This window comes from Corynebacterium hesseae (assembly GCF_037850265.1).
Classification (GTDB): domain Bacteria; phylum Actinomycetota; class Actinomycetes; order Mycobacteriales; family Mycobacteriaceae; genus Corynebacterium; species Corynebacterium hesseae.
In genome coordinates this window covers 947,285-973,710 of the sequence record NZ_CP137211.1, presented here as the reverse complement: position 1 = coordinate 973,710, position 26,426 = coordinate 947,285, and the positions used below count along the sequence as shown (strand labels likewise).

Genomic DNA, 26,426 nt, shown 5'->3' with positions numbered 1-26,426 from the left:
TCAAAAAGGGTGTAAAACTATGTCCATCCGTAAATCTTAACCCCTATTCATGCCCGTTTGGGTGTAGTTGCGCGAGGATTTCCGCCACACTACCCCCGCCGATTTTCTCCACGTCGACGCCCACGAGGCAATAGTCCACGTCGGCGTCGAGCTGCGCACGACGCGTTTTCAGCAACGCGTTGAGATAGGGGTAGACCAAAGGCAGGTCCGGGTGTACCCGTGTGTAGGCAGTCTCCAGCCCGCGGGCGTAGCGCCCGGAGAACGCGCGGGTCGACACCGTCCGGCCGCCGCGGCGCAAAAGGTCACGGTTGTGCTCACTCGTTCCGGCTTCTTCGGACAGCAAGAATGCGGAGCCACAGCTGACTGCCTTTACCCCTGGCCACGTCAGGGCCTCGGCGACATCCTCCGCGGTGCGCAGGCCACCCGCGGCGATGAGCGGGAGGTCCGTGACCTGGTGGACCGCCGCAACAAGTTCTTTAAGCGGGCGCTGGTCGGGTTCCGCACTCGGGTCCCACACTCCGCGGTGCCCGCCGGCCTCAGGGCCCTGTACGCACAACACATCGACGCCGCGGGCGGCCGCAGCCTGCGCTTCCTCAGGGGTGGTGACAGTCGTCCACGCCTCTGCCCCAGCGGCGTGGATCCGCGCGACCTCGTCCTCGCTAAAGACACCGAACATCGACCAGAGCACCTCTGCCCCACCATCTAGCGCGGCGTCGAGTTTGTCCTGCCAACCGAAGTTTAGGGGGACGTCGCCAAGCACGGCGTCCTCTTCCGCGGCGAGGGAGCGGGCAGCCGCGAGTTCCGTGTCGGTCAGCTCCCTCTGCGGGTGAAAGATATTGACCCCAAAGCGCGTGCCCGCACACGCCGCGATGGCTTCGCGCGCGGCATCGACCGAACAGCTCCCCAGGCCCAGCGCGCTGAAGGAACCAGCGGCGTCGGCGGCAGCGACCAGCTCAGGCGTGGTGGGCCCGCCCGCCATCGGGGCAGGTAGGACGGGGCAAGTGATAGCCTCAAGAAGTTGACTCATGGTTACCCAGCCTAAAGAAAACCATCAAGGGAGTTGTTGTGTCCGCCATCCGTGACTTTTTCACCCGCCTCTTTGGCCGCGCCAACGAAGCACCAAAGAAGCCAAAGAAGGCCGTCGCCCCCAGACTAAACCCAGCGGATCTTAGCGCCGAGTGGCTCATCGTGGGATTGGGCAATCCCGGCGCGAAATACGCAGCTACCCGTCACAACGTAGGATACATGGCGGTGGATGATCTCCTCGCCGAATCTGGCGACATGCTTGAACCCGTCACCGGGCACCAGCTCAGCGTCGCACAGCTCGAGCTCGGGGGCACGAAGGTCGTGGCTTTGCGTTCACACACCTACATGAATCTCTCCGGCGATCCCATCGCACCCTTGGCCGCGCAGTTGGGGGTTGCGGCAGAAAACATCATCGTCATCCATGACGAGCTCGACCTACCCGCCGGCAAGGTGCGCATTAAGAAGGGCGGCAACGAGAATGGCCATAACGGTTTGAAGTCGCTGAGCGAGCGCTTGGGCACGCGCGATTACCTGCGTGTGCGTGTGGGTATCGGGCGCCCGCCCAAGGGTGGCTCCATCCCGGACTGGGTGCTCGCGCCTGTCGACGCCAGCGCTGAGCTCGATTCCACCATCGCTACCGCCGCCGAGGCTGCACGCCTCATCGTGGCTGAGGGCCTCAACAAGGCCCAGCAGGAAATCCATTCCCGGTCGAAATAAACCCCGGCGCGGCCGCGCTCAACGCCCTACACTGTCCAAGTATGAGCCGCGCGAGCAAGAACCTGCCTTCTAATCATGACCCTCGAACAATTGTCATTACCGGTGCTTCGAGCGGGGTGGGCGCGGCCGCTGCCCGCATCCTTCACCAGCGCCGCCCGCAGGATTCGCTCGTGCTCGTGGGCCGGAACCCGGAAAAGACGCAGGCCGTAGCCGAAGAAGTTGGTGCGGCCTTTCACGTGGCCAACTACGAGTCTTTGGGCCAGGTTCGCCGCCTCGCGGAAGAGCTGAGCCAGTACCCGCAGATCGATGCCTTGGGCAATAACGCCGGCGGCATGTTCGACGGCCCCTTCGCCACCGCCGATGGCTTCGAGCGCACGTGGCAGATCAACGTTGTGGCGCCTTTTCTTCTGACCTCTTTATTGCGCGATACCCTGCGGGCCAGCGACGCCACCGTGGTGCAGACCGCCTCGTTGGCCAACGTCCTGTATTCCGCTTTCGACCCCGGTGACCCAAACACCTTTGAAAAATTCACCGCGGAGCGCGCTTACGGCAACGCCAAGTTGGGCGATATTCTTCTGACCCGCTACCTCGACTCGCACGGTCTGACCTCCGTGGCCTTCCACCCGGGCGTGTTGAATACTGGCTTCGGGCAGAACTCAACGAGTAGGACGAGCAAGCTGTATTCGACCACTGCAGCAAAGCATTTCTTGGGCAAGGCGGACAAGGGCGGCGAGAACCTTGCTTATTTCCTCAGCGGCACTCCGGGCATCCATTTCAATTCCGGCGAGTATTACAACAACAAGCGCAAGCCAGGCCTGCAGAGGCCGATTGCGAAGAAGCTCTCGGTGGCGCGGCGCGTCTTCGATGATTTGGGCCGCCAGCTCAATGTGGAGTGGTAACAGCCAGCGGCTAAACTAGCCCGCATGAGTATTGCCTCCGAAGCTTCCCGCCGCCGCACATTCGCCGTCATCGCCCACCCGGATGCTGGTAAGTCCACGCTGACGGAGGCGCTGGCACTTCACGCGCACGTCATCAACGAAGCTGGCGCGGTGCACGGCAAGGGCAACCGCAAGTCCACGGTCTCTGACTGGATGGAGATGGAGAAGGAACGCGGCATTTCCGTGGCCTCCTCGGCCCTGCAGTTCGAGTACGCGCCCGAGGGTCACGAGGGCGAGCCCTACATGATCAACCTGGTGGACACCCCGGGCCACGCGGACTTTTCGGAGGATACCTACCGCGTGCTCACGGCGGTGGATGCTGCCGTCATGCTTATCGACGCCGCCAAGGGCCTCGAGCCCCAGACCCTCAAGCTCTTTCGCGTGTGTAAGGCCCGCGGCCTGCCGATCATTACGGTGATCAACAAGTGGGACCGCGTGGGACGAGAGCCGCTGGAGCTTGTCGACGAAATCGTCAACGAAATCCAGCTGCAGCCCACCCCGCTGTACTGGCCGGTGGGTATCGCTGGCGACTTCCGCGGCTTGGCCCACATCAACGATGACGGCGAGGCTGATGAGTACGTGCACTTCCTGCGCACCGCCGGTGGTTCCACCATCGCCCCGGAGGAGCACTACGCGCCTGAGGATGCAGCCGCGAAGGAAGAGGACGCTTGGGAGACGGCCGTGGAGGAAGCAGAGCTGCTGGCAGCCGACGGCGCCCTGCACGACCAGGAGCTCTTCGAACAGTGCGTGACGTCCCCGCTCATCTTCGCCTCCGCGATGCTGAACTTCGGCGTGCACCAGATCCTGGATACTCTGTGCGCCATCGCCCCGGCTCCGCGCTCGCGCGAATCAGATCCGCAGGCCATCGAGGCCGCTACCTCCGCCATCGATGAGGTACGTGAGGTCACCGATGACTTCGCGGGCGTCATCTTCAAGGTGCAGGCGGGCATGGACCGCAAGCACCGCGATAACCTGGCCTTCATGCGCGTGGTCTCCGGCGAGTTTGAGCGCGGTATGCAGGTCAACCATGCGCAGTCTGGGCGCAGCTTCTCCACTAAGTACGCCCTGACGGTCTTCGGCCGCACGCGTGACACCGTGGACACGGCGTACCCGGGTGACATTGTGGGCTTGGTCAATGCCGGTTCCCTGGCACCTGGTGACACGATTTACACGGGCAAGAAGGTGCAGTTCAAGCCCATGCCGCAGTTCGCGCCTGAGGCATTCCGCATCCTGCGCGCGAAGTCTTTGGGTGACTACAAAGCATTCCGCAAGGGCTTGGACCAACTGGCTGCGGAAGGCGTGGTCCAGATTCTGCGCAACGATACGCGTGGCGATGCCGCCCCGGTCATGGCTGCGGTGGGCCCCATGCAGTTCGAGGTCATGCAGGCTCGCATGGAGGTCGAGTACAACGTGGAGACCATCACCGAGCCCATCCCCTACTCGGTGGCCCGCCGTACCGACGCCGAATCCGCGCCCGAACTGGGCCGCCAGCGCGGCGTAGAGATCTTTACCCGCAGCGACGGCGAGCTCATCGCGCTCTTTGGTGATAAGTGGAAGCTGGCCTTCATTGAGAAGGAGCACCCGGAGCTCACCATCGAAACACTTGTGGCGGATTAGTTTTCACGCCCTTGTCGGGTGACCCACCTCACGGTACGATTAGCTAGAAATCCGTACACCTTTAGGTAGGTCACCATGAGCTCTCCCCTCACCGGCATTTCAGTCCTTTTCCTCGGCGGCATCGGCCCCGGCCCCTTCGCTGCGATGATGCTTGCGGATATGGGTGCACAGGTCACCCGCGTGGTCCGCCCAGGTAATCCTCCCGCCGTGGTCCCGCACAGCATCCTCTACCGCGGGCAAGAGGTTCTGGAGGCGGACCTTAAGGACCCGGTGGACGTCGACAAGCTGCGCGAGCGCCTCGTCACAACGGACATCCTCATCGAAGGATTCCGCCCCGGCGTAGCTGAGCGCCTTGGTTTAGGCCCAGAGGAGGCGCAGGCGATTAACCCGGCGCTGGTCTACGGGCGCATCACCGGCTGGGGTCAATCCGGTCCGCTCGCCCACACCGCCGGTCACGACATCAACTACATCGCGGTCTCCGGTGCGCTGCACTCCATCGCGGGCAGCGATGGTGCTCCCGTTCCGCCGGTCAACTTCCTCGGGGACTTCGGCGGCGGCTCGATGTATTTGGTGACAGGACTTCTCGCGGGTGTCCTGCAGGCGAAGAACACCGGCCGCGGTTGCGTGGTGGATGCCGCTATTGTCGACGGCGCGGCCAACCTCACCGCCATGCTGCATGCCTTCCGCGCCGAAGGCCAATGGCAGGACCGCGGGACCAACCTCCTCGACGGAGGTGCACCGTTTTATAGCGTCTACCGCACAGCTGATGAAAAGTGGATGGCCGCCGGTGCCATCGAGCCACAGTTTTATGCGCTCATGGTGAAAGGTCTCGGGCTTGAACAGGAACTAAGTGGCTACGAACAAAATGACCGCGACGCCTGGCCAACCATGAAGAAGATCATTGCGCGACGTTTTGCGGAAAAGACACAAGCGGAATGGATCGATATCTTCCGCGGCAGCGATGCCTGCGTCACGGAGGTCGTCTCCCCCGAAGACGTTCTGGCGCACCCGCACCTTGCCGCGCGAGAAACCTATGTGGAAAGCGCGGGCCACACGGAGCCTAGCGCGGCCCCGCGCTTTCTCTAGCTCAGGCCGGGGATGACCGCGTTGACGCCGAGCATCAACGCCAGCGTTGCCAGCGGAATGATGATGGTCACCACGGCAACATCCTTGTAGGACAGGCGGTGCGTCATGCCGCAGACAATCAGCATGGTAAGCACCGCGCCGTTGTGCGGCATGGAATCAAAGGACACCGAGGCCATCGCGGTCACGCGGTGCATCAGTTCAAGACTGATGCTCTGTTCCGTCGCTAGCTGGGCTAGCTGATCACCCAGAGTCTGCATCGTGATAGATAGACCACCTGAGGAGGAACCTGTGATGCCGGAGATGACGGCAGTAGACACCGTGGAAACCACCAAGGCGTTATCGGAGATTCCCATCATGTTGCTTTTGATCACGCTAAAGACAGCCAGTGCGGCAATCACTGCGCCATAGCCAACCTCCGAGGCCGTGGTGAGGCACGGAAGGATTGCGTTCTTGGCGCCATCGGAGAATTCCTTAATGGACTCGGCGGCGCGCTTGGGGAACATCGCCACGATAACGAACACCGCGCAGGCCAGAGCGACCGTCGGTGACCAGATGCCCAACAGCGCATCGAGGTTGGTCTCGCCGTATTTCTCTTCGGCTAAGTAGGAGGTGTCCAGCACTTTCGACACCCCGTAGACCATGGCGAAGTTGACCACGATGACAACGGCGATGGGCGCCAGACCCAGCAAACCCTGCACCTGGACAGAAGGCTCGGTTTCAGCCCTGGCGTGGGTGGCTACCCGGCCACCGGAGTTGGCGTCGAAGGATTCACCACCGATTTCTACACTTGCTTCTTCCCCGCTGTCGCCGATTCCCTCGGGTGTTTCGATGACCTTCCCGTCGGCATCGAGCGGCTCAAACGTCTCACCTTTCGCGCGGAGGGTTCGCACGCGGTATTCGAGCCAGGCGGTTCCCGCCGCCAGCATGAGGGCGGAAGAAATGAGGCCGAACAGCGGCGCCGCGTAGACGTTGGTTCCGAAGTAGCTGGTAGGGATGGCATTGTGGATCTGCGGCGAACCGGGAAGCCCGGCCAGCGCGAAGGTGATGGTTCCCAAGGCAATCGCACCAGGCATGAGCCGTTTGGGGATCCCAGACTCCTTGAACAAAGCAGTCGCGATGGGCACGATGGTGAAAGCCACAACCCACGCGGACACACCGCCGTAGGTAAGCAATGCGGTGGCGACGACCGTCGAGAACATCGCTCGCTTAGGCCCGAATAGCGCGGTAATTCCGCGTGCTAGGTAACGGGCCAGCCCTGTGGATGTCATCAGGTACCCAAAGATTGCCCCGAAGAGGAAGAGCGGGAAATACTTGGTCACGAAGTTTCCGGCTGCCGGCATAAAGATCTGGGTATAGGTGGCCAGGATAGGCTCGCCGGAAAAGAGCACCGCGATCAGCGCCGCGAAGGGAGCGACGACCACCACGGAGTGCCCGCGATAGGCCATCACGACGAGGAAAATCAGGGAGAGAATCACCCCGATGAATGAGATAACCATTGTTTCTACCTCACAGTCTTGGTCATCTGAGGCAAGAGGACGAATCGCCCTTCCTGCGCATGCGGCGCCGGTACCATGTCCCCTATGGAAGAGAAAGCAGCCTCGACGCGGGAGAGGATTCTCGAGTGCTCACGCGAGCTATTCAGTGAGCGGTCCTTCTCCCAGGTGTCGATGAAGGACATCGCCGAAAAAGCGGAAGTGTCCGTCGCGCTGATCGTGAAGCACTTCCACAACAAGGAAGGGCTTTTTGAGGCAACGGTGGATTTCACCGCTTCCTCGGCGGCGCTCTTTGCCGGCCCTTTCAGCGAGCTAGGCCGCACCGCGGTGGTGGAGACCCTCACCGCGCCGCATAACGCCCCATACTCCATGGCCCGAACGATTTCGGTCGCGAGCGGGGACTATCAGACGCTCGGAGCTATTGGTAAGAGAATTAAATCCGACTTGCTGGAGGTCTTGGCCTCGCGGATTCGTGAAGAATCCGGACGCCACTCACCTTCGCCAGAGCTGCGAGCCCAATCAGCGCTGGCCCTACTCATGGGCTTGTCCTTCATGCGGCGCTTCGGCGATACCGAGTTCGCGGCCTTCTCAACCGAGGAGCTCATCGAGTACTATGCCCCGCTGTTGCAAGGCATCCTCGACGGGGACCAAGCACCCTAGTTTTCAGGCGCTTCTGATCTTAGGATTCGCCCTTGGAACGGACCTCGGAGATGATGGCGGAGAAATCAAGTCCGCCGTGCCCCTCGTCCACGAAGGAAGCGTACTGTTCTTCCGCAATCCGGCCCAGAACAGTGTCTGTCTTGGTATCTTCGGCCGCGGCCATGGCCAGCTTGAGATCCTTAAGCATAAGGGCAGAGGCGAAGCCGGGTTTAAAGTCATTGTTGGCCGGCGAGCTCGGCACGATATCCGGGACTGGGGCGTTGACGGACAGCGACCACGAGTTTCCGGTGGCGTTGGAAACGACGTCGTAGAAGGCTTGGTGATCGAGCCCCAAGCGCTCGCCGAGGACGAGGGCTTCAGCCAAGACAATTTGCTGGACCGCGAGGATCATGTTGTTGCATGCCTTGACTGCTTGGCCGTTGCCGATGTCACCGCAGTGGGTGACGGACTTGCCCATGATGTCGAGCAGCGGCTTGACCTTCCCAAAGTCTTCGGCTGTGCCGCCGACCATGAAGGCAAGCGTTCCCGCGGCGGCACCGGCGATGCCACCGGAGACCGGTGCATCAAGGAAGGCGGAGCCTGCCTTGCTCACGGTGTCCGCGAGCTCGCGAGCTTCCGCGACCGCGATGGTGGAGACATCAACGTAGGTCTTCGCGCCCTCGTTTGCTGCGAGGACCGATTCGAGCACCTGCTTGACCAGCCCACCGTTGGGCAAGCTGGTAAACACTACCTCGGCGCCCTGCGCGGCTTCTTCCGCGGTTTCGATGATGGTGATCCCCTGCTCGGCGGCACGGTCCCGGGCTTCTTCCACGACGTCGAAGCCACGAACCTCGTGCCCGGCTTTTGCCAGGTTGGCGGCCATCGGGCCGCCCATATTGCCTAATCCAATAAAAGCGATAGTCGTCATTGCGTTCTCTCCTTACATGACCGGCATGGTGAACTGTGGACCTGCGGACTCATCGCTAGGCCAGCGCGAGGTGACGGTCTTAGTCTTGGTGTAGAAGCGGAAGGAATCCGGACCGTGCTGGTTGAGGTCGCCGAAACCAGAGGCCTTCCAGCCGCCGAAGGTGTGGTAGGCAATCGGCACCGGAATTGGAACGTTGACGCCTACCATGCCGACCTGGACGTTCTTGCAGAAGTCGCGGGCCGCGTCACCGTTCTGGGTGAAGATGGCGACGCCGTTGCCGTACATATGGTCATTCGGGTAAGAAACGGCCTCTTCCAGAGTTTCGGCACGGACCATAACCAGCACGGGGCCGAAGATCTCCTCGCTGTAGATAGACATGTCTGCGGTGACGTTGTCGAAGAAGCTCGGACCGGAATAGAAGCCATCAGCGAGGGAATCCTCGTTGAAAGACTTGTCAGACATGTCCAACTCGCGGCCGCCGGTAAGCAGCGTTGCGCCTGCTTCCACGCCCTCGGCGATGAGTCGGTGGACACGGTCGCGCGCCTCCGCGGTGACTAATGGGCCATAGTCGGCCTCCGGGTCGAGACAGTGGCCCACCTTGAGCTCCGGAATCTTTGCCAGGATGGCATCGCGCAGACGGTCTGCCGTCTCCTGCCCCACCGGAACCACGACGGACAGTGCCATACAGCGCTCACCGGCGGAGCCGAAGGCCGCGCCCACGATGGCGTCGGCGGTGGCGTCGATGTCGGCGTCGGGAAGCACAATGGCGTGGTTCTTTGCGCCACCGAAGCACTGGGCGCGCTTGCCGGTGGCCGCACAGCGCTCGTAGATGTACTGCGCAATCGGCGTAGAACCAACGAAGCCCACAGCCTTGATCGTCTCGGAATCGAGGATGGCATCGACGGCCTCTTTGCCGCCGTGCACAACGTTGAGAACACCAGCGGGGCCGCCGGCCTCAATGAAGAGCTCCGCCAGGCGAACCGGCACGGAGGGGTCGCGCTCGGAGGGCTTGAGCACGAAGGCATTGCCCGCCGCCAGGGCCGGGCCGGCCTTCCACAACGGAATCATGGCCGGAAAATTGAACGGGGTGATTCCCGCTACCACGCCGAGCGGCTGGCGCAGCGAGTAGGTATCGATGCCGGTGCCAACCTCCGAGGAGTACTCGCCCTTGAGCTGGTGCGGCGCACCGAGGGCAAACTCCAGCACGTCGACGCCGCGCAGCACATCGCCCTTGGCATCCGGAAAAGTCTTGCCGTGCTCGAGGGAGAGCTGGGTGGCCAGCTCATCCATGTTGGCATGGATGAGGCGGATCCACTCCATGATGATGCGGATGCGCTTCTGCGGGTTCAGCGCCGCCCAACCCGGCTGGGCCTTAGCGGATTCCGCAATGACGCTGTCCACGTCGGCCTTGTTCGCCAAGGCCACCGCGGCCTGCTCCTTGCCGGTCGAAGGATTCAGCACAGGCTGGGTATTGCCCGATGTCCCTTCAAACGTTTCTCCGTTGACGTAGTGATACACAGTGCGCATGGCGCGTCTCCTTCCTGGAACCTTCGGCTCCCTGTATGGCTTGGGTCACACACTAACGTTGGACAACAACCGCCCGCCATAGAAATTGAGATACCGAACACGATTCACCCCCTGCAGTGATTTGCCATACATATACTGTCCAGCGCTTTTGTGGATACCCTCCCCAAGGCCCGGTGGGGTGAATGCCGTTCACCTAGCCTGAGCTCAACGTAGCGTTGGCTAAGGTGATGGCATGGACCACATGGAGCAGCCCACGGCTACCGCGCACACCGGCCCCGAGCCGCAGAATTGGGAAGCCGATGTCATCCTCAACGACGGCGACATCGCCACGCTGCGCCACATCACACCCGCCGACCGCGACGCCATCCGCGCCTTCTACGACCGCGTCTCGGATCAATCGAAGTACTTGCGCTTCTTCGGCACGCACCCCGCGCTGACCGACGATGACCTAGACCGCTGGCTCCACACGGATGGCTATGACAAAGTCACCCTCGTCATGGTGGAACGCGGCAACATCGTGGCCGTTGCCGGATACTCCATTGTCGAGCAGTTCCTGCCCGCGCGGGTAGGCGATGTCTCCTTCCTTGTCCAAGATTCCCACCACGGAAAAGGCGTGGCTAATATCCTGCTCGAGCACCTCGCAGAAATTGGACGCGAAGGAAAAGTGGAGCGCTTCTTCGCCGAGATGCTGACGCAGAACCGCAGGATGGTGCAGGTTTTCGTACGCGCAGGGTATTCCGCGAAGCCGGAACTCGAGGACGGTTTCATCCGGGTGGATTTCCGAATAGCGCCGAATGAGAACTCCCGCGATGTCATGGAGCGCCGCGAGCTGCGTGCAGAAGCGAACTCGATCCACCGTTTGCTCAACCCACGCTCCGTGGCGGTAGTAGGAACGCTGTCCAGCAAGCAGCTAGCTAGCGCCAACTTCGCCGGTACATTACGCCACCTTCACCGCGTAGAGGAGCTCAACGTCCTCGATGAGCCAGTGGATCTCGTCGTCATCGAGTTCCAAGGCCACGGCGGCGCGGAAGCTATGCAGGCTGCTGCCGCTGCCGGCGCCAAAGGAGTAGTCCTCATCTCCCGCAGCCAAAACCCCAACCTCTCCCCCGACCAGGCTCGCGACATCGTGCTCGCGGCTAGGGACTACGGCCTGCGAGCCCTTGGCCCAGCTGCGCTAGGCCTGATCAACACAGACGCGGCAGTGCGGCTCAACGCCAGCCCAGCACCCATGCCGCGTGCGGGACAGGTGGGCCTGTTTACTCAGTCTGCGGGTGTGGCGACGCTAGCTCTGTCCCATGCACTGCAGCTCGGGTGCGGCCTAAGCAATTTCATTGCCGCCGGTTCCTTCGCTGACGTCACAGGCAACGACGTCATGCAATTCTGGAGCCAAGATGAGAACACACGAATTTGTTTGCTCTCCCTCGACTCGATTGGTAACCCGCGCAAATTCTTCCGGGTGCTGCGCCGCCTAGCGCTGGACAAGCACGTCGTCGTGTTCTTGCCCTCTCGGGCTCTGAAGTCGGCCCGCCACTACGCGGTGGAGGGACTATCGGCGGCGAGCCCGGCTGCGCTCGACGAGATCATTCGCTGCACCGGGGCAATGGTGGTCACCCGCCGCGATGCCATGCTCGACATCGCTCAGCTCCTCGCGCGCCAACCCGTTCCGCAGGGCCGTCGCATCGCAGTGACGTCGAATTCCTCCGGCCTCACCGCGCAGATGGAACAGGCGGCCTGGCGCTTCGGGCTGCGCCCGCACGCCACCACCGTCGTCGATGACCCCGCCCCCGCCATCACGGAACAGGCCCGGCGCGCCCTAGAAGATCCGGGTATCGACGCGGTGCTGTGCGCCGTCGTGGAAGTTGGTGAGTTCATCCTCAAGGAGGCCTACGTAAGTCTGTCCCAGTTGGCGGCAACGACGACGGATACCCCGCTCATCGCCAGCTTCGTGGGTTTTGATATCCCCGATTTCCGCACCTCCGAGGGGCCAGAGGCGCCCGGCCAGCTTCCCGTGTTTGGCACCTACGCCGACGCCATTGAGGCTCTGGCCACCATCATCGATAATGAACGCCGCCGCGCCCTAGCACGCCCCAATCCTTCCGATGAGTTCGCCAACAGCGCAGGCCTTGCAGAAGCGCGCGGTGTGGTCGCGGAAGTTCTGACTGATTCCCCCACGGGACGCTGGGCCACCGACGAGGAGTGCGCGCGAATCCTTAGGGCTTATGGCATAGAGATCGTCCCTTGGGCCCCGGTGCGCACCCTCGACGAAGCCATCGCGGCCGGCCGCGATTATGGCTGGGATGTCGTCCTCAAGTGCAGCTCGCAGATGGTGCGGGGCCGTTCGGAGCTGCCCACCGTCGTGCGAAGCATCCATGACGAAGAATCCATGGTGCGCGCGTGGACTACCATCACCCAGCTCACGCGCGATCTCCACTTGGGCGAGGATCCGGCTATTCTCATCCCAGTTGTTCAACGCATGGTCACAGCCGGCGCCTCTCTCACTGTGCGCGCCATCGAAGATCCCGTTGTTGGGCCCATGATTTCCGCCGGTTTCTCCGGTCTACCCTCGGATCTTTTGGGAGACGTCGAGTGGCGCGTGCCCCCGCTTCGTCGCACCGATGCACTCGACATGCTCAGCTGCCTCAAGGCTTCTCCCCTTCTTGCTGGTTACCGCGGCACCAAGGCTGCCAAGCTGCACCGTGTCGAAGAGGTCATGATGCAGCTGGCACAGCTCAAGGACGACATCGCTGCACTCGTCGATATTGAGCTTTCCCCCGTCATCGCCGGGGTAGCGCACACTGTTGTGGTGGGGGCTCGAATGCGCATCGCACCGCTCGGTGATGTCCGCGATCCTCTCGCGAGGTCCTTGTCATGAACCAGACGAAGCCTCTTCTTTTTGCCTCCGAGGAGATGCACCGCTATTCGCTGGGCCCAGGGCATCCGATGGGGCCGGATCGAGTCGCCGCAGCACTGTCGCTGGCCAAACACTTCGGGGTGCTGGAAGAATTCGACATCGAATGTCCCGCCCCGTTGAATACCTCCCACTTGGAGCTCGTTCACAGTCCTGATTACATCGCCGCCACCCGCGCCGAGGTGCCTTCCGCTCACTTTGGCTTGGGCACTGAAGACAACCCGATTAGCCACGGCTTATCGACGGTCGCCGCGCGCATCGCCGGTGGCACCCTAGCGGCCGCGCGCGCTGTGTGGGAGGGCCGTGCGCAGCGCGCCGTTAACCTTTCCGGCGGGTTGCACCACGCCTTCACCGATTCCATGTCAGGCTTTTGCATGTACAACGATGCTGCGATTGCCATCCGTTGGCTTAAGGCAAATGGCGCCCAACGCGTGGTGTACCTGGACCTGGATGCCCACCACGGTGACGGCGTCGAAAGGATTTTTTGGGATGACCCCAACGTGCTCACCATCTCGGTACACGAATCGGGACTCTATCTCTTCCCCGGGACTGGCTATGCACACGAGATTGGTGGTCAAGGCGCGGAAGGGACCGCGGTTAACGTGGCTCTGCCCCGCGGGGTGAGTGACGAGGAGTGGCTGCAAGTCATCCACGCGGTCGTCCCACCGCTCCTCAAGAAATTCCGCCCCGACTTCATCATTTCCCAACACGGTGCGGACCCGCACCGCTCTGATCCCCTCGCGGATCTGGAACTCACCATCAACGCGATGGCGCGGGCTTATCGCTCAGTGGCGGTGTGGGCGCAACAGTTTGCGGATGGGCGATGGGTCGCGCTTGGCGGCGGCGGATATCACGTCGACGCAGTTGCCCGCGCGTGGACCCAGGTGCTGGCCGCAGTCGCCGACGTTGAGCTCGCAGCTTCGGAACGGATGCCGAACGGCTGGGAGGGCTCGCCCACCTTGGGTGATGAGGGTGCGTGCGCCGCCATCGGGGACTTCGATCCCACCAAGGTCATGGCTGAAAAACCGCATTCAGCGCTGGTGCAGACTACGCGCGCAGTCTTTCCCTATTGGGGCCTGCCGGCTTATGGCTAGGCCCTGTATCGGAGGGGCGTCGACAATGCGCGCGTGATGGGTTTCTTAGGGTTAATTCTCGTGATGAGGCCCTTAGCGTGGCGGCATACGCAGCGCACCATCCAAGCGAATCGTTTCGCCATTGATATAGGGGTTCTCGGTAATGGACACAGCTAAGGCGGCGAATTCCTCCGGCTTTGCCAGCCTTGCTGGGAAAGGCACGGTGGCCTCGAGCTGTTCGCGGAACTCCGGAGTGATCTGTTCCATCATCGGGGTAGCAACAACGCCCGGCGCGATGGCATTGACGCGGATTCCCAACGAGGCGAGATCCCGTGCTCCGGTAATCGACAGGGCAGCCACCGCGCCCTTCGACGCCGCGTAGGCCGCCTGGCCAACCTGCCCTTCGAAGGCCGCGACGGAAGCGGTGTTGATGATGACTCCGCGCTGGCCGTCCTCGTCGAGTGGTTCTGCCTGGGCCATCGCCTCGGCGGCTGCGGTCATGACGTGGAAGGTCCCCATGAGGTTAACGTTGATCGTCTTAGAAAACAGCTCCGGGTCATGGGGGCCTTTTCGCCCGAAGATGCGTGCTGAAGGGCAGATGCCTGCGCAATTCACCGCCACGCGCAAAGGCTTTTGGTCGGATGCGGCGAGAACCGCTTCGCGTACTGCGGCTGCATCGGTGACGTCGACCGCTGTGTAGTTGATTCCGTTGTGTTTCTCCTCCGGGACGGACAGATCGAGCACGGTGACCGTGGCTCCGTGCTCCGCGAGTGCTACGGCCGTTGCGGCCCCGAGGCCGGATGCACCGCCAGTAACGACGGCGGATGCTTCGTGCAGGTTCATGGTGTTTTCTCCTTTAATCACCGTGGGGTGTGGGGTTTGACAGGGCTGTTTAAACGAAAGCGGAAATGCCGGTGACAGCGCGGCCGACGATGAGCGAGTTGATGTCGTAGGTTCCCTCGTAGGTGAAGAGAATCTCGGCATCATCCATCATCTTCGACAAGTCGTATTCGGTCAGGATGCCGTTTCCTCCGCCGATGTTGCGGCCCGCTGCGGCGGATTCGCGCGCCAGGCGGGTGGTGGTTGCCTTTGCCAAGGCGGCAAAGGGCATTTCCAGCTTTCCTTGTTCTTGAACCTCTGCCAGCTGCGCCATCATGGCGAGTGACGCGGTGGCGTTGCCGAGGATGCGGGAAAGCTGCTCCTGGACCAACTGGAATTTGGCGATTGGCCTGCCAAACTGCTGGCGCTTGACCGCGTACTCGCGGGCCTTGTCGAAGATGCCTAGTTGCAAGCCGGCTCCCTGCCAGCCCACCCAGGCGCGCGAATAACACAGGAAGTCATTGACGTTGGCAAAGGATTCCGCACCCGGAATCAGGTTCTCGTGTGGGATGAGGACGTTGTCGAACTTAAGGTCCGCATTCTGCATGATGCGCAGGCCCATCTTGCGCGAAATCTTGCTGCGCGTTACGCCCTCGCGGTCGAGTTCAACGATGAAGGCCTTAATCTCATTGTCTGCTTTATCCCGTGCGAAGGTGATAGCAAAATCGGCGAAGGTGCCGGCCCCGATCCAACGTTTCGCTCCATTGATGAGCCAGCCTTCAGCGGTGCGCTCTGCTGTGGTGGCAAGGCCGCCGGCGATATCGGAGCCGTGCTCCGGTTCGGTCAACGCAAAGCAACCCACCTTGGTGAATTGGCGCAAACCTGCTAGCCAGGTGTCCTTTTGCTCTGGCGAGCCCAGTTTGTCGATGAGTCCGAGGACCAACTCGTTGTGAATGCCCACCAGGGCAGACAAGGACACGTCCGCGCGGGTTACTTCCGCGTACACCAGCCCGCGGTAAAGGCGCGAGGTATCCGTGAGCTCAATCTCGCCCAAACCCATCTCCGCCATGCGGGGCAGAAGATCGAATGGCAGCTCCTCACGGTCCCAGTATTCGCCTACGACAGGGCGAATCTCCGTCTGCAAGAACTCGTGGATCTCTGCTAAACGCGCCTGTTCCTCTGGGACGAGACGATCTGCCACCGCGAAAATATCAGCGTGGGGGTACTTAATGTTCTCCAAGTGTTTCCCGCTGGGGTGTTGTGGACTAAGAATCGGCGGCATAGCTTTCTACCTTTCTAGCTGGGTTTTAAGGTCGCTGTATGGGCTTTCTCCAGGCCACATACAAACTCTTGGACTCAGGCATCAATGGGCTCTTCACATTGAATGAGTACGAATATACATCTTTCCGTACTCTTGCGTGCCGTGTTCTATGATCATTGTGCGCAACAGACTGGGGAGAACGCACACAAATACCCCACATAGCCAGGACCGCCGAGAGGTAGAAAGACTCATGACCCAACCACTCACGCCACGACAACGCGAGCTGTTCAATGCCCTCTTGCAGGACTTTCTGGCCGAGGGATTCGAATCCTTCACCATCGACGGCGCGACGAAACGCTACCAATGCTCAAAATCGACCATGTACGCATTAGGCCCATCCAGAGACGCGATCATTCGCCGCGTGCTGGTCAGCTTCTTCAAAGAAATCACCCGTCGCACCGCAGCCACCACAGCGCCCACATACGCCCAAGCTCTTGAGAAATACTTCTCCTCGATGACCATTGCCCTGGAACCCGCGAGCCCTGAGTTCATGCGCGACCTCGCCTCCGAACCCGCCGCTCAGGAGGTATATAGCTTCAACACTAAGAGAGCCACTGAGACCATCCACAAGTTACTCAGCCAGGGCGTCGAAGCTGGGGAATTCACCGCCGAGTACACCGACTTTGTCTCCCGCCTTATCCAGCGCTCAATGAGTGATATTCAGCAGGGCTTTTACTCAGACACCCTAGCCCCAGCAGAGGCCTACCACACCCTTGGCCAGCTCATTCTCCATGGAATTTCCCTACGCTAACCTGCACCTTTCAAAGGCAGTTCGGAAAATCTCTAGCCATTACTTCGAACTCGAAGTAAAGTAGGCTGCGACCCAAGTCACAGCGACGAACGGTTTGGGACACGGGCCATAGCCATTGCGCCGTCCTTCCCCATTTGAGCACAAGCTAGAGGAGAACCAATGACCACGGTGACCGAACAATTCCAAGCAGCCCGCGACCTGCTGGTTTCTTATCAGACTGATTATGAAGCAGCCCGCAGCAACTTCGAGTGGCCGCGCTTCGAGCACTTCAACTTCGCACTTGATTGGTTCGATCACCTCGCCACTGCGGAGGATTCAAAGAACCGCGAGGCTCTCGTCATCTGTGAGACAGATGGCAGCAGCACCCGCCGTACCTTTGCTGAGATGTCAGCTCGCTCGGCACAACTGGCCAACTGGCTGGAGGCCCAGGGCGTCCAGCGCGGTGATCGCGTGATGCTCATGCTCAACAATCAAGTAGAGCTGTGGGAGTGCATGCTGGCCTGCATCAAGGCAGGCTTCGTTCTTAACCCGGCGACCGCAATGCTTGGCGCGGCTGATCTGCAGGACCGCACTGACCGAGCCAATATTTCCTGGGTTGTGGCCAATGCCGAGGACGCCGCCAAATTCCAAGACGTCAGCGGTGACTTCACCCTGATCCAGGTCGGTGACGAACCAGATGCACAGACAACGCACCCCACCCTGCGCTATTCGGATTCTTTTACTGGCTCGGAAGAGTACACGCCGAAGCAGGAAACCAAGGCTGATGAGACTCTCCTGCTGTATTTCACCTCCGGCACTACGTCGAAGGCGAAGCTCGTCGAGCACACTCACACGTCCTATCCAGTGGGTCACCTGACCACGATGTACTGGATTGGCTTGGCGCCTGGCGACGTCCACCTCAACGTCGCCGCCCCCGGCTGGGCCAAGCACGCATGGTCAAACTTCTTCGCGCCGTGGATCGCCGGGGCCACCATCTTCCTATACAACTATGCGCGCTTCGACGCCGCTGCGCTCATGGACAAGATGGAAGAAGAAGGCGTCACCAGCTTCTGCGCGCCGCCAACGGTCTGGCGCATGCTTGTCCAAGCAGACCTGGGCCGTATGAAGACCCCACCGAAGAAGCTGGTTGCGGCTGGCGAGCCGCTCAACCCCGAGCTCATCAGCACCATTGCCAAGGCCTGGAACACAAACGTTCGCGATGGTTTCGGGCAGACGGAGACGACGCTGCAGATTGCCAATACCCCAGAGCAAAAGGTGAAGCCAGGCTCGATGGGGCGTCCGCTGCCAGGCTGGGAAGTCGTACTCAAGGATCCCGCTACTGATGAGATTGGGGATACCGGAGAAATCTGCTTGAAGCTCGACCCCCGCCCAGTCGGCCTGACTGTGGGTTATTTCAATGACCCAGACAAGAACGCGGAAGTCTTCCGCGATGGTTACTACCACACGGGAGACACCGCGGAGCGCGATGAGGACGGCTACATTTTCTACATTGGCCGCGCCGACGATGTCTTCAAGGCCTCTGACTACCGCCTATCCCCTTTCGAACTCGAATCCGTTGTCATTGAGCACCCGGCAGTCGCCGAGGTAGCGGTGGTTCCCTCCCCGGATCCCATCCGCCTCGCCGTGCCAAAGGCCTACGTCGCTCTCGCCGGCGGCTACGAGCCGACGGCGGAGACCGCCGAGTCCATCCTTAAGCACTGCCGCGATGGGTTGGCCCCCTACAAGCGCATCCGCCGCCTCGAGTTCTATGAACTTCCGAAGACCGTCTCCGGCAAGATCCGCCGTGTAGATCTGCGCAAGCGCGAAAACGAGATCCACTCCGCTGACGGCGGCGAGACGAAGGCATCGACGGAATACGCGGATTCCGACTTTCCAGCTCTAAAGGGTTAACCCCACCGCCCTTCAGCAACGCAGGCCCCAGCCCACTGCTGGGGCTTTCGCATCTGCGACGCCATAATCCCCCGGTAGCTCTCCCCCGTCTGCGGCCCTATCTGCGATGCGTGTGGTCGGGCTCTTAGTACAGCGAAGCTCTCATTTATAGTTATCTCACGTACCGCAAGGAGGTCCTTTTCCGCTCATGGATATCATCGCTGAAGCACGCCGTCAGTGGGCGAAGCGTTATTCCGTGCGCTCTGCTCGTGGCCTCGCCACGGTATCCTCCCTCGAACGTGCCGCACACATTTTGCGTAATGGCGCCGAAAATGTGCTGGCTCCTTATGGGGTGAGCTACAACCAGTTCGAGGTCCTCGCTGTGCTCATGTGGTCACGTGCGGGAAGCATGCCCATGTCTAAAATCAGCGCTCGGCTTCAGCTTCCACCGGCGTCACTCACTCACACGGTGCGCAAACTTGAGAAGGACGAACTTATCGAGCGGGTCAGCGATCCAAAAGACAAACGCTCAACCTTGGTCATGATTACCGACCAAGGCATTGTGTTGGCCTCGGCGGCGGGACCTGCTCTTGATCGCTATTTTGCTTCCGTTGCGCTTTCTACTGGCGAGCAAGACCGCATCATTGCTGCCGCCAACCGCATCCGTCGCGCAGCAGGCGAAGATGTCGAGGAGTCCGACGCCCAGTAGCCATCTGTTCTTTAAGAAGCGTGCCCCACCACCACGCGCGTGCGACCGAAGAAGCCAAAAAGGCTAACTCGCGGTTAAGGGTTTAAGCGTGCTTAAACTCCGGGTCGCGCTTCTCTACAAAGGCTGCCATGCCTTCCTTCTGATCATGAGAAGAGAACAAAGCGTGGAAGGTACGGCGCTCGAACTGGATACCTTGGGACAATGAGAGTTCATCAACCGCATTGACTTGCTCTTTGATTTGAGACGTTGCCACGAAGGACTTCGAGGCGATGAGTTTTGCCGTCTCCAGCGCCGAGTCAAGGAGCTCACCCGCCGGAACCACGCGGGCTACCAAGCCGGAGCGTTCTGCTTCCTCGGCTGCCATCATGCGGCCAGTCAGGCACATCTCCATGGCCTTCGCCTTTCCGATAGCTCGGGTCAGTCGCTGGGAGCCTCCCATGCCTGGCGTGACTCCCAAGTTGACTTCCGGCTGGCCAAACTTGGCCTTGTCGCCAGCGATGATGAAGTCACACATCATGGCCAGCTCGCAACCTCCACCGAGCGCGTATCCGTTCACTGCAGCGATGATCGGCGTGCGGGCTCGTGTGAGGACGTCCCAGCCTGCGAACCAATCCGCGGTGTACATCTCTGTCGCCGACTTCGAGGACATTTCCTTGATATCTGCACCGGCGGCAAACGCTTTCTCTGAACCGGTAATAACGATTGCCCCTACTTCTGCATCGGCGTCGAATCCCTGAACTGCCTGGGTAACTTCAAGCATGGTGTCGTTGTTCAGGGCATTAAGCGCCTCCGGACGATTGAGCGTGATAAGTGCGACGCGGCCGCGCTTTTCGCTAAGAATTGCCATGGTAATAGTGTCCTTCCTGTGGTTCTTGATTGGTACCTAATCAGTGGTGATCGTTGAATTCTGGGGCTTCCACGCTGCCCTCGATGGGCTCAAGGACAGACGCCACCACGTCGTCGGGTACGGCGCCAATGGACTCATATTCCCAGGAGGGATTGCGGTCCTTATCCACGATTTGCGCGCGAATTCCCTCCGCAAATTCCTTGTGCTTTTGCATGTTCACGGACATCCAGAACTCCTGGGTCAAGGTCTCCGCGAAGCTCATCGACGCATTACGATTCAAGGATTCCTCGGTGACGCGAATGCCCAGCGGGGAATTCAAGCTCATCCGCTTGGCGGCCTTCGCCGCCCAATGCCCGTCGCCGCCTGCTGCTGCACGTTCTTGCAGGCGGGCAAGGGTCTCTTCAGCGGTGTCTGCGGCGTAGACGTCCACCATTTCGGCGCGGTCCTTACCGAAGCCTGGGCCCACTGACTCAGTGAACTTCTCAATATCGGCTGGGTCGCCCGTCTCCACCAGCTGCTCAACGAGAGCATCGAGCTTGTCCTTGGGTACGAAGTAGTCCGCGAAGCCGGTATCGATCGCCTCCGCGGCCCCCACGTGGATCGCGGTATACGCCAAGTGCCGGCCAAGACGATCCGCAGCCCGGGATAGAAGATAGGATCCACCGGCATCAGGCGAATACCCAATCCCAACCTCCGGCATTCCGATGCGCGAATCCTCGCAAACAATGCGGTGTGAGGCGTGCGCTGAGACACCAATTCCGCCGCCCAGCACGATGCCTTCCATGAGCGCCACATAGGGCTTGGAATAGGTGGAGATTAAATAGTTCAGTTCATATTCCGTCTTCCAGAAATGGGCGCCTGCCGTGCCGCCCTCCAGTGCATCGTGGTACAAGGCCGCAACGTCGCCACCAGCACACAGCCCACGTTCTCCAGCGCCCCGGAGGATAACGAGCTTGACGCGATCATCGTCCTGCCAGTCCTTCAAAACTGCCGTCATCTCATCGATCATCGTCTGATTTAGCGCGTTAATGGCCTTGGGCCGGTTTAGCGTAAGAACACCAGCATGGCCGCGGATGTCGTGGATAATTTCATTCGTCATCGTCTATTCCTCCTCTTTATGAACTATCGGCCGTTTAGCGTGGTGCCTCGAGCAACAGAGCTTCACCCTGGCCACCGCCGCCGCACAAAGTGACACCCGCGCGATGGGCCTGGCCGCTCGCAAGGCGATGCGCCGCATGGGCTACGAGCCGAGCACCGGATGCGCCGATAGGATGCCCCAGGGCAATCGCACCGCCCTGTGGGTTCACGTCATCGGGATTGATTCCAAGGACATTGGCCGAATGAACCACCACTGCGGCGAAAGCCTCATTGATCTCAATGTGATCGAGATCAGCAATGCCCCAGCCTTGGCGCTCAAGGGCTGCGAGGAGAGCCCGAGCGGGTTGCTCCTGCAAGGATGAATCCGGACCGGCTACCTGACCTGGCGCACGTAGGACCGCCATGACCGGCAGTCCTACCTTATCCGCGTGCTCACGTGTGGTGAGAACTACTGCAGCCGCCCCATCCGTGATGGGTGAGGAATTACCAGCGGTAATGCTGCCTTCGCGCTTAAAAGCTGGTCGCAACCCGGCCAAGGTTTCTTCAGTAACCCCTTCCCGAATTCCTTCATCGCGTGAGACAGTGACCTCATCGCGGCGACTCTTCACGGTGATGGGAGTGATTTCCTTGTCGAAGGCTCCCTCCTCACTCGCTTGCACAGCGCGCTGGTGGGACAACGCGGCACAGCGATCTTGCTCTTGGCGGGTTACGGGATAGCGTTCGGCATATTTCTCTGACAGCGAGCCCATCGATATCCCCAGGTCGGCCGCGCGCAAGCCATCGTGTTCCATATGATCGAGCAGCTCGACGGTACCGAACTTCTTCCCACTGCGTGACTGCGGCAGTAGGTGCGGCGCGTTTGACATCGACTCCATTCCCCCGGCAACTACGACCGTGGCTTCACCGGAGCGAAGGAGCCGGGAGGCGTCGATAACCGCGGTCAGGCCGGACAAACAGACCTTGTTGACCGTTGCGGTGTGCGCGTTCGGAGAAATCCCTGCCCCTAGCGCTGCTTGCTTCGTGGGATTCTGCCCCACACCTGCCTGCAGGACCTGGCCACACACCACGGCATCGACGTCGTCAGGGTGGACCTGTGCCTGCTCGAGTGCGGCAGCGATGGCGCGGGATCCAAGCTCCGTCGCAGACAAGGGTGCAAGGGAACCAAGCAACTTGCCGAAAGGCGTGCGGGCAGCGCCCGCAATAACGATGTCCATATTTCGCTCTCCAAACTGTACGAAGTTAACCAGAATCGTACCGATGGATTGTGTGCCGCGCCACCCTTTTGCATCAACGTATGCTCGCACAATGCCAAAGCAGCGCGACACAAAACAGTTTGAAGTGCGGTGAAGGCTCCAAAACGGCCAGCTGCGGGGAGCACTGACTAGGCTCCCCGCAGCAGTTTTCGTGGCAGATTAGACCGTGAGCATCAACGGAATGACCACGATTTTGACTATCTGCGCCACCACAATGGTGGCCGCGTAGCCAGTCATAATGCGGGAATCCGTGCTGATTCCTGTGGCGTAGTCGACCACGGCAGGCTGGCCAAAGATGCCGGAAACGCCGCCCGCGGTGCGGGTTTCTGACTGGCCAAGGAACCTGTTAGCCACAGCGAAGAGGACGACGACAACCACGGTAATGATGGCGGCGAGAGCCATGCATTTCAGGCCCATCCAGGAGAATGCCGTGGACTGGAAAGCCTCACTTGAGGCCAAGCCCACCGAAGCCAAGAAGATAACCAGGCCCCACTGCTGAAGAGCCAGATTGATTGAAGCCGGAACCTTCCAGGGCACGCGGCGCGTGCGGTGCAGAGCACCGAGGACAAGTCCGGTAATCAATGGGCCCAGCGCAAAGCCAAGTTCAAAGGACGCACCACCTGGTAGCGGAACCACAATGAGCGCGATGAGGTAGCCCAGGAACAGACCACCACCGACAGCAACCCAGTTCAGCTGGGAATACCCCTGAACCGAGTCACCGAAGTAATCACGAATATCGCCCAGGCGGTCTTGATCCACAATCACCGTCACCCGGTCACCGGCATCGAGGTGCGTATCGAAGCTGGCCAGGAACTCTTCATCGCCGCGTTGCACGTGGACAATGCGGCCACCATAGCGCTTGAAGAGGTTGAGGTCCTCCACGGTTCGACCAGCAATATCGGAGTTCGACACCACCACGGTTTCAATGACCAAACGCTTGTCCACGAAGGGCACCTGAGGCTGGCGCTTGCCTAGAGCAGCGGTAAGCTCGTGCCTTTTCGCCTTCGTCACGAGTACGCGCAGGATGTCACCCTTGCGAATCTCCGGATGGTCCCCGGCCACGGTTCGGGTATTGCCACGGCGAATCGTGGCAATAACGAACTGATCCTCGAATCGCTCCACCAGCTCCTCGTAGGTGATGTCCTTGGTTACCCGAATAGTCCGGGAGCGAAAGACCTCCTCCGCAGAATTGTCCTTATCCTTAGTGGCCGGCCAGGACTGCTTGAGCAGAAAAGCTACAAGGAGGATAGCGACGGCCACGCCTACCGGATAGCCCAAGGAGTAGCCCACGGCCGGCAGTTCCTCGCCCGTTTGCTGTTGCGCCACGGCCAGCGATGCCGTCGAGGTCGTCGCACCGGAGAACACGCCCACGGAGAGCAAGGGCGACAGTCCCAACCAGCCGCCCGCGAGAAGCGCCACGGCGGCAGCACCCACCACCGCTATTGCGGCAGTAATCATGTGCTTGAGCTGCTCAGAGAAGCCTTTGAAGAAGCGCTCGCCGGCAGACAAGCCCTGCATATAGATGAAGAGGCCAAGGCCCATCTCCTGCAAGCTGCTTAAAATCGTGCCGTCGAGATCGATAAAGGCGCCGATGGCCAAGCCCACGAACAAGGTGCCGGCTGCGCCAAAGCGCAGCGGGCCGAAGGGGATCATGCCAAATAACGTGCCGAGCAAAGCAATAAAGAAAATGCTCAGCCAAATATTTCCATCAAATAGTGCCAACACGGGAAATCATTGTAAGAAAACACTCAGAAAACTCCATGCATGGGTCCGCTTCTCCTCCCCAGAGGAGGCGCGACTCACACCGTGTTGGCAAAAGTGAGTCGCGCACGACCCCGCTGAGCTCACTAGCTGCTGAGGAATTCCTTCCACGCCGGCCATTCGGCATAGGTCTGCGCGCGCCCAGCCTCATAGTTGGAGCGCAGCTTTGTCACAGAACGCTCAGTCGATGCCACCTGCATATCCTCCGGGAAGAAAAGCTGTGCGCGCCCCTCCTTTTCCAGCTCCAGAAGCCGGTCCTTGGAGGCGTTGTACCGGGCCGGCCGGGCAATCATCGCCTCCGCCACGGCAGGGTACTTTCGGAAGATTCGTCGCAGCGCCGCCGGCCGCCCCACCTCAGGCCGCACGTAGCCACGCGGTTTCGACCCCAGGAACAGGAATTTCTCAAACCCGGCCTTCTCCGCCTGCTCGATAAGGATGCCGCCGGATTCTCCCATGGCGCCGTCGACATACGGCGCACCGTCGATGACGCGCATCGGCATGATCAACGGCAGCGTCGAGGAGGCGCGCACACGCACCATCAGGTCTTCCTGCGTCTTGATGTCTTCGCGCCCCCAATACACGCTCTCCCCCGTATCGGCGCGCGCGGCGGAAATGCACACCTGCGCTGGGTTGGCGTCAAAGGCTTCCCAGTCAAAGGGCATGTCTTGGTCCGCGGCCTTTTCATAAATGAATTCTGCATTGAAGTATCCGCTACCGCGCAACAGCGAGCCCAGGCCGCCGAAGCTGGGGTTCTTGGCAAAGTCCACGAAGGATTCCTCGGAGCGAACCACATCGCGGGAAAGGAAGTTCACGGTGTGCGAGGAGCCCGCGGACACGCCTCCGACCCAGCCGAATTCCACCTCCTCCTTTAAGAGTTTGACGATGCACGCGGCGGTATAGGAATTGCGCATGCCGCCGCCTTCAATGACGAGTGCTGTATCTTTCGCGTCAATCACACTGCACGATGGTACCCCCGCGCTAGGATCGCGCCATGAGTTTGTTTTCTGCGGTAAAGGATATCGTCGATAAGCTCGGCGGCTCCCCCACCGTCCGCTTGGCTTCCCCGGATCCCCACGCCGTCGAGGTCTCTGTAGACCACCTCTCCGTCCACACAGCCGGCGGCCTCATCATCTTGGTTACCTCCCCAGCCGGCGCACAAATACTCAGTGAGGTGGCGCGCTCCGGCGAGCCCGCGCGCTTAAGTGGCTCTAAGACCACGGTGCAACTTTCCCCCACAACGAAGACTCAGCGCCCAGTCCATGATCCCAAGCGGGGCTGGGCCATCCCGCTATCCCCTGCGGAACGGGACACGCTGGCCCAGATCAGCGCCACGCCCGGCGACTATGAGGTCTCCGAGTCGCTTGCGGTCTCCATCGAATCCACCCCTGAAGAAAGCTAGCCTGCCATGCTCATCCTCCCCTTCCAAGGACGCACTCCCCGCATCCACCGCAGCGCCTGGATCGCCCCGAATGCCACCATCATCGGTGATGTCACCATCGGCCCGGACTCCTCCGTGTTTTATGGCTCCGTGCTGCGCGGCGATGTCGGTTCCATCCGTCTAGGCGCCCGCGTCAACGTCCAGGACAACTGCGTCATCCACGTTGAATCCACCGAGCCGTGTGTGCTGAAGGATGATGTCACCGTGGGCCACATGGCCATGCTCCACGGCACGCGGGTGGGCGCAGGCACGCTCGTCGGAATGAAAGCCACCCTGCTTTCGGGCTCCACCGTGGGCCCTGGCTCTCTTATTGCGGCCGGCGCGGTGGTGCTCGAAGGCCAGGACATTCCCGCCGGCACACTAGCCGCCGGGGTTCCAGCCAAGGTGCGGCGCGAGCTGAGCCCTGAGGAATCCGCCGCCTTCATACCGCACGCCGCGCGCTACGTCGAAATTTCAAAAAATCAGGCGCTGCTTGGCGACGCCCTCCCTCTCGACGCCGTCCTCTACGACTAGCAGTCGCAACTGCCGTTGTTGACAAAACTCTTAAGCCTGCCGCACGATCTGGCCAGAATTTTGGCAACTAGGGCAGTTCCACCACCGCGAAGCTA

Annotated in this window: 23 protein-coding genes; 12 read left to right on the top strand and 11 right to left on the bottom strand. The window is 60.9% G+C overall.

The genetic code is table 11. The features are described from left to right. Positions 1-43: 43 nt before the first annotated feature. Entirely contained in the window at positions 44-1,027 is a 984-nt protein-coding gene (locus tag R3O64_RS04585; RefSeq protein WP_339017395.1) for a nitronate monooxygenase, read from the bottom strand. Between the two features lie 38 nt (positions 1,028-1,065). Here R3O64_RS04585 and pth point away from each other — a divergent pair, with 38 nt between their 5' ends. From pth to R3O64_RS04565, 4 genes are all read left to right on the top strand, one after another. Next, positions 1,066-1,743, top strand: coding sequence for an aminoacyl-tRNA hydrolase (gene pth / locus R3O64_RS04580; RefSeq protein WP_425248918.1), 678 nt, complete (start codon positions 1,066-1,068; stop codon positions 1,741-1,743). Between the two features lie 41 nt (positions 1,744-1,784). Continuing rightward, complete coding sequence (locus tag R3O64_RS04575) at positions 1,785-2,642, top strand: SDR family NAD(P)-dependent oxidoreductase (protein WP_193634128.1); 858 nt, start codon at positions 1,785-1,787, stop codon at positions 2,640-2,642. Positions 2,643-2,666: 24 nt separating this feature from the next. Next, on the top strand, positions 2,667-4,298 hold the full coding sequence (locus tag R3O64_RS04570; RefSeq protein ID WP_070520842.1) for a peptide chain release factor 3: 1,632 nt from the start codon (positions 2,667-2,669) through the stop codon (positions 4,296-4,298). A 75-nt stretch (positions 4,299-4,373) separates the two neighbouring features. After that, positions 4,374-5,384 carry a CaiB/BaiF CoA-transferase family protein gene (locus tag R3O64_RS04565; RefSeq protein ID WP_339017394.1) on the top strand — a complete coding sequence of 337 codons (1,011 nt, stop codon included), beginning with the start codon at positions 4,374-4,376 and terminating at the stop codon, positions 5,382-5,384. On the opposite strand, the gene R3O64_RS04560 is transcribed toward R3O64_RS04565, so the two are convergent. Further along, the gene (locus R3O64_RS04560; protein ID WP_339017393.1) at positions 5,381-6,880 is read right to left on the bottom strand and encodes a GntP family permease; all 1,500 of its coding nucleotides are present in this window, start codon (positions 6,878-6,880) and stop codon (positions 5,381-5,383) included. The genes R3O64_RS04565 and R3O64_RS04560 overlap by 4 nt on opposite strands. A 75-nt stretch (positions 6,881-6,955) precedes the next feature. On the opposite strand from R3O64_RS04560, the gene R3O64_RS04555 reads away from it, so the two are divergent. Continuing rightward, positions 6,956-7,537 carry a TetR/AcrR family transcriptional regulator gene (locus tag R3O64_RS04555; protein WP_339017392.1) on the top strand — a complete coding sequence of 194 codons (582 nt, stop codon included), beginning with the start codon at positions 6,956-6,958 and terminating at the stop codon, positions 7,535-7,537. A 19-nt stretch (positions 7,538-7,556) separates the two neighbouring features. Here R3O64_RS04555 and mmsB read toward each other — a convergent pair whose 3' ends face one another. Continuing rightward, a complete protein-coding gene (gene mmsB, locus R3O64_RS04550) occupies positions 7,557-8,444 on the bottom strand; it encodes a 3-hydroxyisobutyrate dehydrogenase (RefSeq protein ID WP_339017391.1) in 888 nt (295 codons plus the stop codon). A gap of 12 nt (positions 8,445-8,456) precedes the next feature. Further along, on the bottom strand, positions 8,457-9,971 hold the full coding sequence (locus R3O64_RS04545) for a CoA-acylating methylmalonate-semialdehyde dehydrogenase (protein WP_339017390.1): 1,515 nt from the start codon (positions 9,969-9,971) through the stop codon (positions 8,457-8,459). Positions 9,972-10,203: 232 nt separating this feature from the next. Here R3O64_RS04545 and R3O64_RS04540 point away from each other — a divergent pair, with 232 nt between their 5' ends. Next, a complete protein-coding gene (locus R3O64_RS04540) occupies positions 10,204-12,843 on the top strand; it encodes a GNAT family N-acetyltransferase (protein WP_339017389.1) in 2,640 nt (879 codons plus the stop codon). Continuing rightward, entirely contained in the window at positions 12,840-13,973 is a 1,134-nt protein-coding gene (locus R3O64_RS04535) for an acetoin utilization protein AcuC (protein WP_339017388.1), read from the top strand. Before R3O64_RS04540 ends, R3O64_RS04535 begins: the two co-directional genes overlap by 4 nt. Positions 13,974-14,045: 72 nt before the next feature. Here R3O64_RS04535 and R3O64_RS04530 read toward each other — a convergent pair whose 3' ends face one another. Together R3O64_RS04530 and R3O64_RS04525 are read right to left on the bottom strand one after the other, a co-directional pair. After that, positions 14,046-14,795, bottom strand: a complete 750-nt coding sequence (locus R3O64_RS04530; RefSeq protein ID WP_339017387.1) for an SDR family NAD(P)-dependent oxidoreductase — start codon at positions 14,793-14,795, stop codon at positions 14,046-14,048. 49 nt (positions 14,796-14,844) lie between these two features. After that, positions 14,845-16,053 carry an acyl-CoA dehydrogenase family protein gene (locus tag R3O64_RS04525; protein WP_339017386.1) on the bottom strand — a complete coding sequence of 403 codons (1,209 nt, stop codon included), beginning with the start codon at positions 16,051-16,053 and terminating at the stop codon, positions 14,845-14,847. A gap of 229 nt (positions 16,054-16,282) precedes the next feature. Here R3O64_RS04525 and R3O64_RS04520 point away from each other — a divergent pair, with 229 nt between their 5' ends. The 3 genes from R3O64_RS04520 (at position 16,283) to R3O64_RS04510 (ending at position 19,421) form a co-directional block, all read left to right on the top strand. After that, a complete protein-coding gene (locus R3O64_RS04520; RefSeq protein WP_339017385.1) occupies positions 16,283-16,843 on the top strand; it encodes a TetR/AcrR family transcriptional regulator in 561 nt (186 codons plus the stop codon). Positions 16,844-17,002: 159 nt separating this feature from the next. Further along, entirely contained in the window at positions 17,003-18,733 is a 1,731-nt protein-coding gene (locus tag R3O64_RS04515) for an AMP-binding protein (RefSeq protein WP_339017384.1), read from the top strand. A gap of 187 nt (positions 18,734-18,920) precedes the next feature. Then, positions 18,921-19,421, top strand: coding sequence for a MarR family winged helix-turn-helix transcriptional regulator (locus tag R3O64_RS04510; protein WP_339017383.1), 501 nt, complete (start codon positions 18,921-18,923; stop codon positions 19,419-19,421). An 82-nt stretch (positions 19,422-19,503) separates the two neighbouring features. Here R3O64_RS04510 and R3O64_RS04505 read toward each other — a convergent pair whose 3' ends face one another. The 5 genes from R3O64_RS04505 to R3O64_RS04485 form a co-directional block, all read right to left on the bottom strand. Continuing rightward, complete coding sequence (locus tag R3O64_RS04505) at positions 19,504-20,268, bottom strand: enoyl-CoA hydratase (RefSeq protein WP_339017382.1); 765 nt, start codon at positions 20,266-20,268, stop codon at positions 19,504-19,506. A gap of 40 nt (positions 20,269-20,308) precedes the next feature. After that, positions 20,309-21,367, bottom strand: coding sequence for an enoyl-CoA hydratase/isomerase family protein (locus tag R3O64_RS04500; protein WP_339017381.1), 1,059 nt, complete (start codon positions 21,365-21,367; stop codon positions 20,309-20,311). Between the two features lie 34 nt (positions 21,368-21,401). Further along, the gene (locus R3O64_RS04495) at positions 21,402-22,580 is read right to left on the bottom strand and encodes an acetyl-CoA C-acyltransferase (protein WP_339017380.1); all 1,179 of its coding nucleotides are present in this window, start codon (positions 22,578-22,580) and stop codon (positions 21,402-21,404) included. 198 nt (positions 22,581-22,778) lie between these two features. Continuing rightward, complete coding sequence (locus R3O64_RS04490; protein ID WP_070597530.1) at positions 22,779-24,344, bottom strand: TrkA C-terminal domain-containing protein; 1,566 nt, start codon at positions 24,342-24,344, stop codon at positions 22,779-22,781. Positions 24,345-24,466: 122 nt separating this feature from the next. After that, entirely contained in the window at positions 24,467-25,336 is an 870-nt protein-coding gene (locus R3O64_RS04485; RefSeq protein WP_070530593.1) for a patatin-like phospholipase family protein, read from the bottom strand. A 35-nt stretch (positions 25,337-25,371) separates the two neighbouring features. Between R3O64_RS04485 and R3O64_RS04480 the strand changes: the two genes are divergently transcribed. Continuing rightward, a complete protein-coding gene (locus tag R3O64_RS04480) occupies positions 25,372-25,779 on the top strand; it encodes a hypothetical protein (RefSeq protein ID WP_339017379.1) in 408 nt (135 codons plus the stop codon). Between the two features lie 6 nt (positions 25,780-25,785). Beyond that, the gene (locus R3O64_RS04475; RefSeq protein WP_143335316.1) at positions 25,786-26,331 is read left to right on the top strand and encodes a gamma carbonic anhydrase family protein; all 546 of its coding nucleotides are present in this window, start codon (positions 25,786-25,788) and stop codon (positions 26,329-26,331) included. Positions 26,332-26,426: the final 95 nt, after the last annotated feature.

Coding starts and splice junctions, on each gene's coding strand:
- R3O64_RS04515 (WP_339017384.1), top strand. CDS start 17,003: ATGACCACGGTGACCGAACAATTCCAAGCAGCCCGCGACCTGCTGGTT.
- R3O64_RS04585 (WP_339017395.1), bottom strand. CDS start 1,027: ATGAGTCAACTTCTTGAGGCTATCACTTGCCCCGTCCTACCTGCCCCG.
- R3O64_RS04495 (WP_339017380.1), bottom strand. CDS start 22,580: ATGGACATCGTTATTGCGGGCGCTGCCCGCACGCCTTTCGGCAAGTTG.
- R3O64_RS04570 (WP_070520842.1), top strand. CDS start 2,667: ATGAGTATTGCCTCCGAAGCTTCCCGCCGCCGCACATTCGCCGTCATC.
- R3O64_RS04505 (WP_339017382.1), bottom strand. CDS start 20,268: ATGGCAATTCTTAGCGAAAAGCGCGGCCGCGTCGCACTTATCACGCTC.
- R3O64_RS04500 (WP_339017381.1), bottom strand. CDS start 21,367: ATGACGAATGAAATTATCCACGACATCCGCGGCCATGCTGGTGTTCTT.
- mmsB (WP_339017391.1), bottom strand. CDS start 8,444: ATGACGACTATCGCTTTTATTGGATTAGGCAATATGGGCGGCCCGATG.
- R3O64_RS04565 (WP_339017394.1), top strand. CDS start 4,374: ATGAGCTCTCCCCTCACCGGCATTTCAGTCCTTTTCCTCGGCGGCATC.
- R3O64_RS04560 (WP_339017393.1), bottom strand. CDS start 6,880: ATGGTTATCTCATTCATCGGGGTGATTCTCTCCCTGATTTTCCTCGTC.
- R3O64_RS04480 (WP_339017379.1), top strand. CDS start 25,372: ATGAGTTTGTTTTCTGCGGTAAAGGATATCGTCGATAAGCTCGGCGGC.
- R3O64_RS04540 (WP_339017389.1), top strand. CDS start 10,204: ATGGACCACATGGAGCAGCCCACGGCTACCGCGCACACCGGCCCCGAG.
- R3O64_RS04475 (WP_143335316.1), top strand. CDS start 25,786: ATGCTCATCCTCCCCTTCCAAGGACGCACTCCCCGCATCCACCGCAGC.
- R3O64_RS04555 (WP_339017392.1), top strand. CDS start 6,956: ATGTCCCCTATGGAAGAGAAAGCAGCCTCGACGCGGGAGAGGATTCTC.
- R3O64_RS04545 (WP_339017390.1), bottom strand. CDS start 9,971: ATGCGCACTGTGTATCACTACGTCAACGGAGAAACGTTTGAAGGGACA.
- R3O64_RS04520 (WP_339017385.1), top strand. CDS start 16,283: ATGACCCAACCACTCACGCCACGACAACGCGAGCTGTTCAATGCCCTC.
- R3O64_RS04510 (WP_339017383.1), top strand. CDS start 18,921: ATGGATATCATCGCTGAAGCACGCCGTCAGTGGGCGAAGCGTTATTCC.
- R3O64_RS04535 (WP_339017388.1), top strand. CDS start 12,840: ATGAACCAGACGAAGCCTCTTCTTTTTGCCTCCGAGGAGATGCACCGC.
- R3O64_RS04525 (WP_339017386.1), bottom strand. CDS start 16,053: ATGCCGCCGATTCTTAGTCCACAACACCCCAGCGGGAAACACTTGGAG.
- R3O64_RS04575 (WP_193634128.1), top strand. CDS start 1,785: ATGAGCCGCGCGAGCAAGAACCTGCCTTCTAATCATGACCCTCGAACA.
- R3O64_RS04530 (WP_339017387.1), bottom strand. CDS start 14,795: ATGAACCTGCACGAAGCATCCGCCGTCGTTACTGGCGGTGCATCCGGC.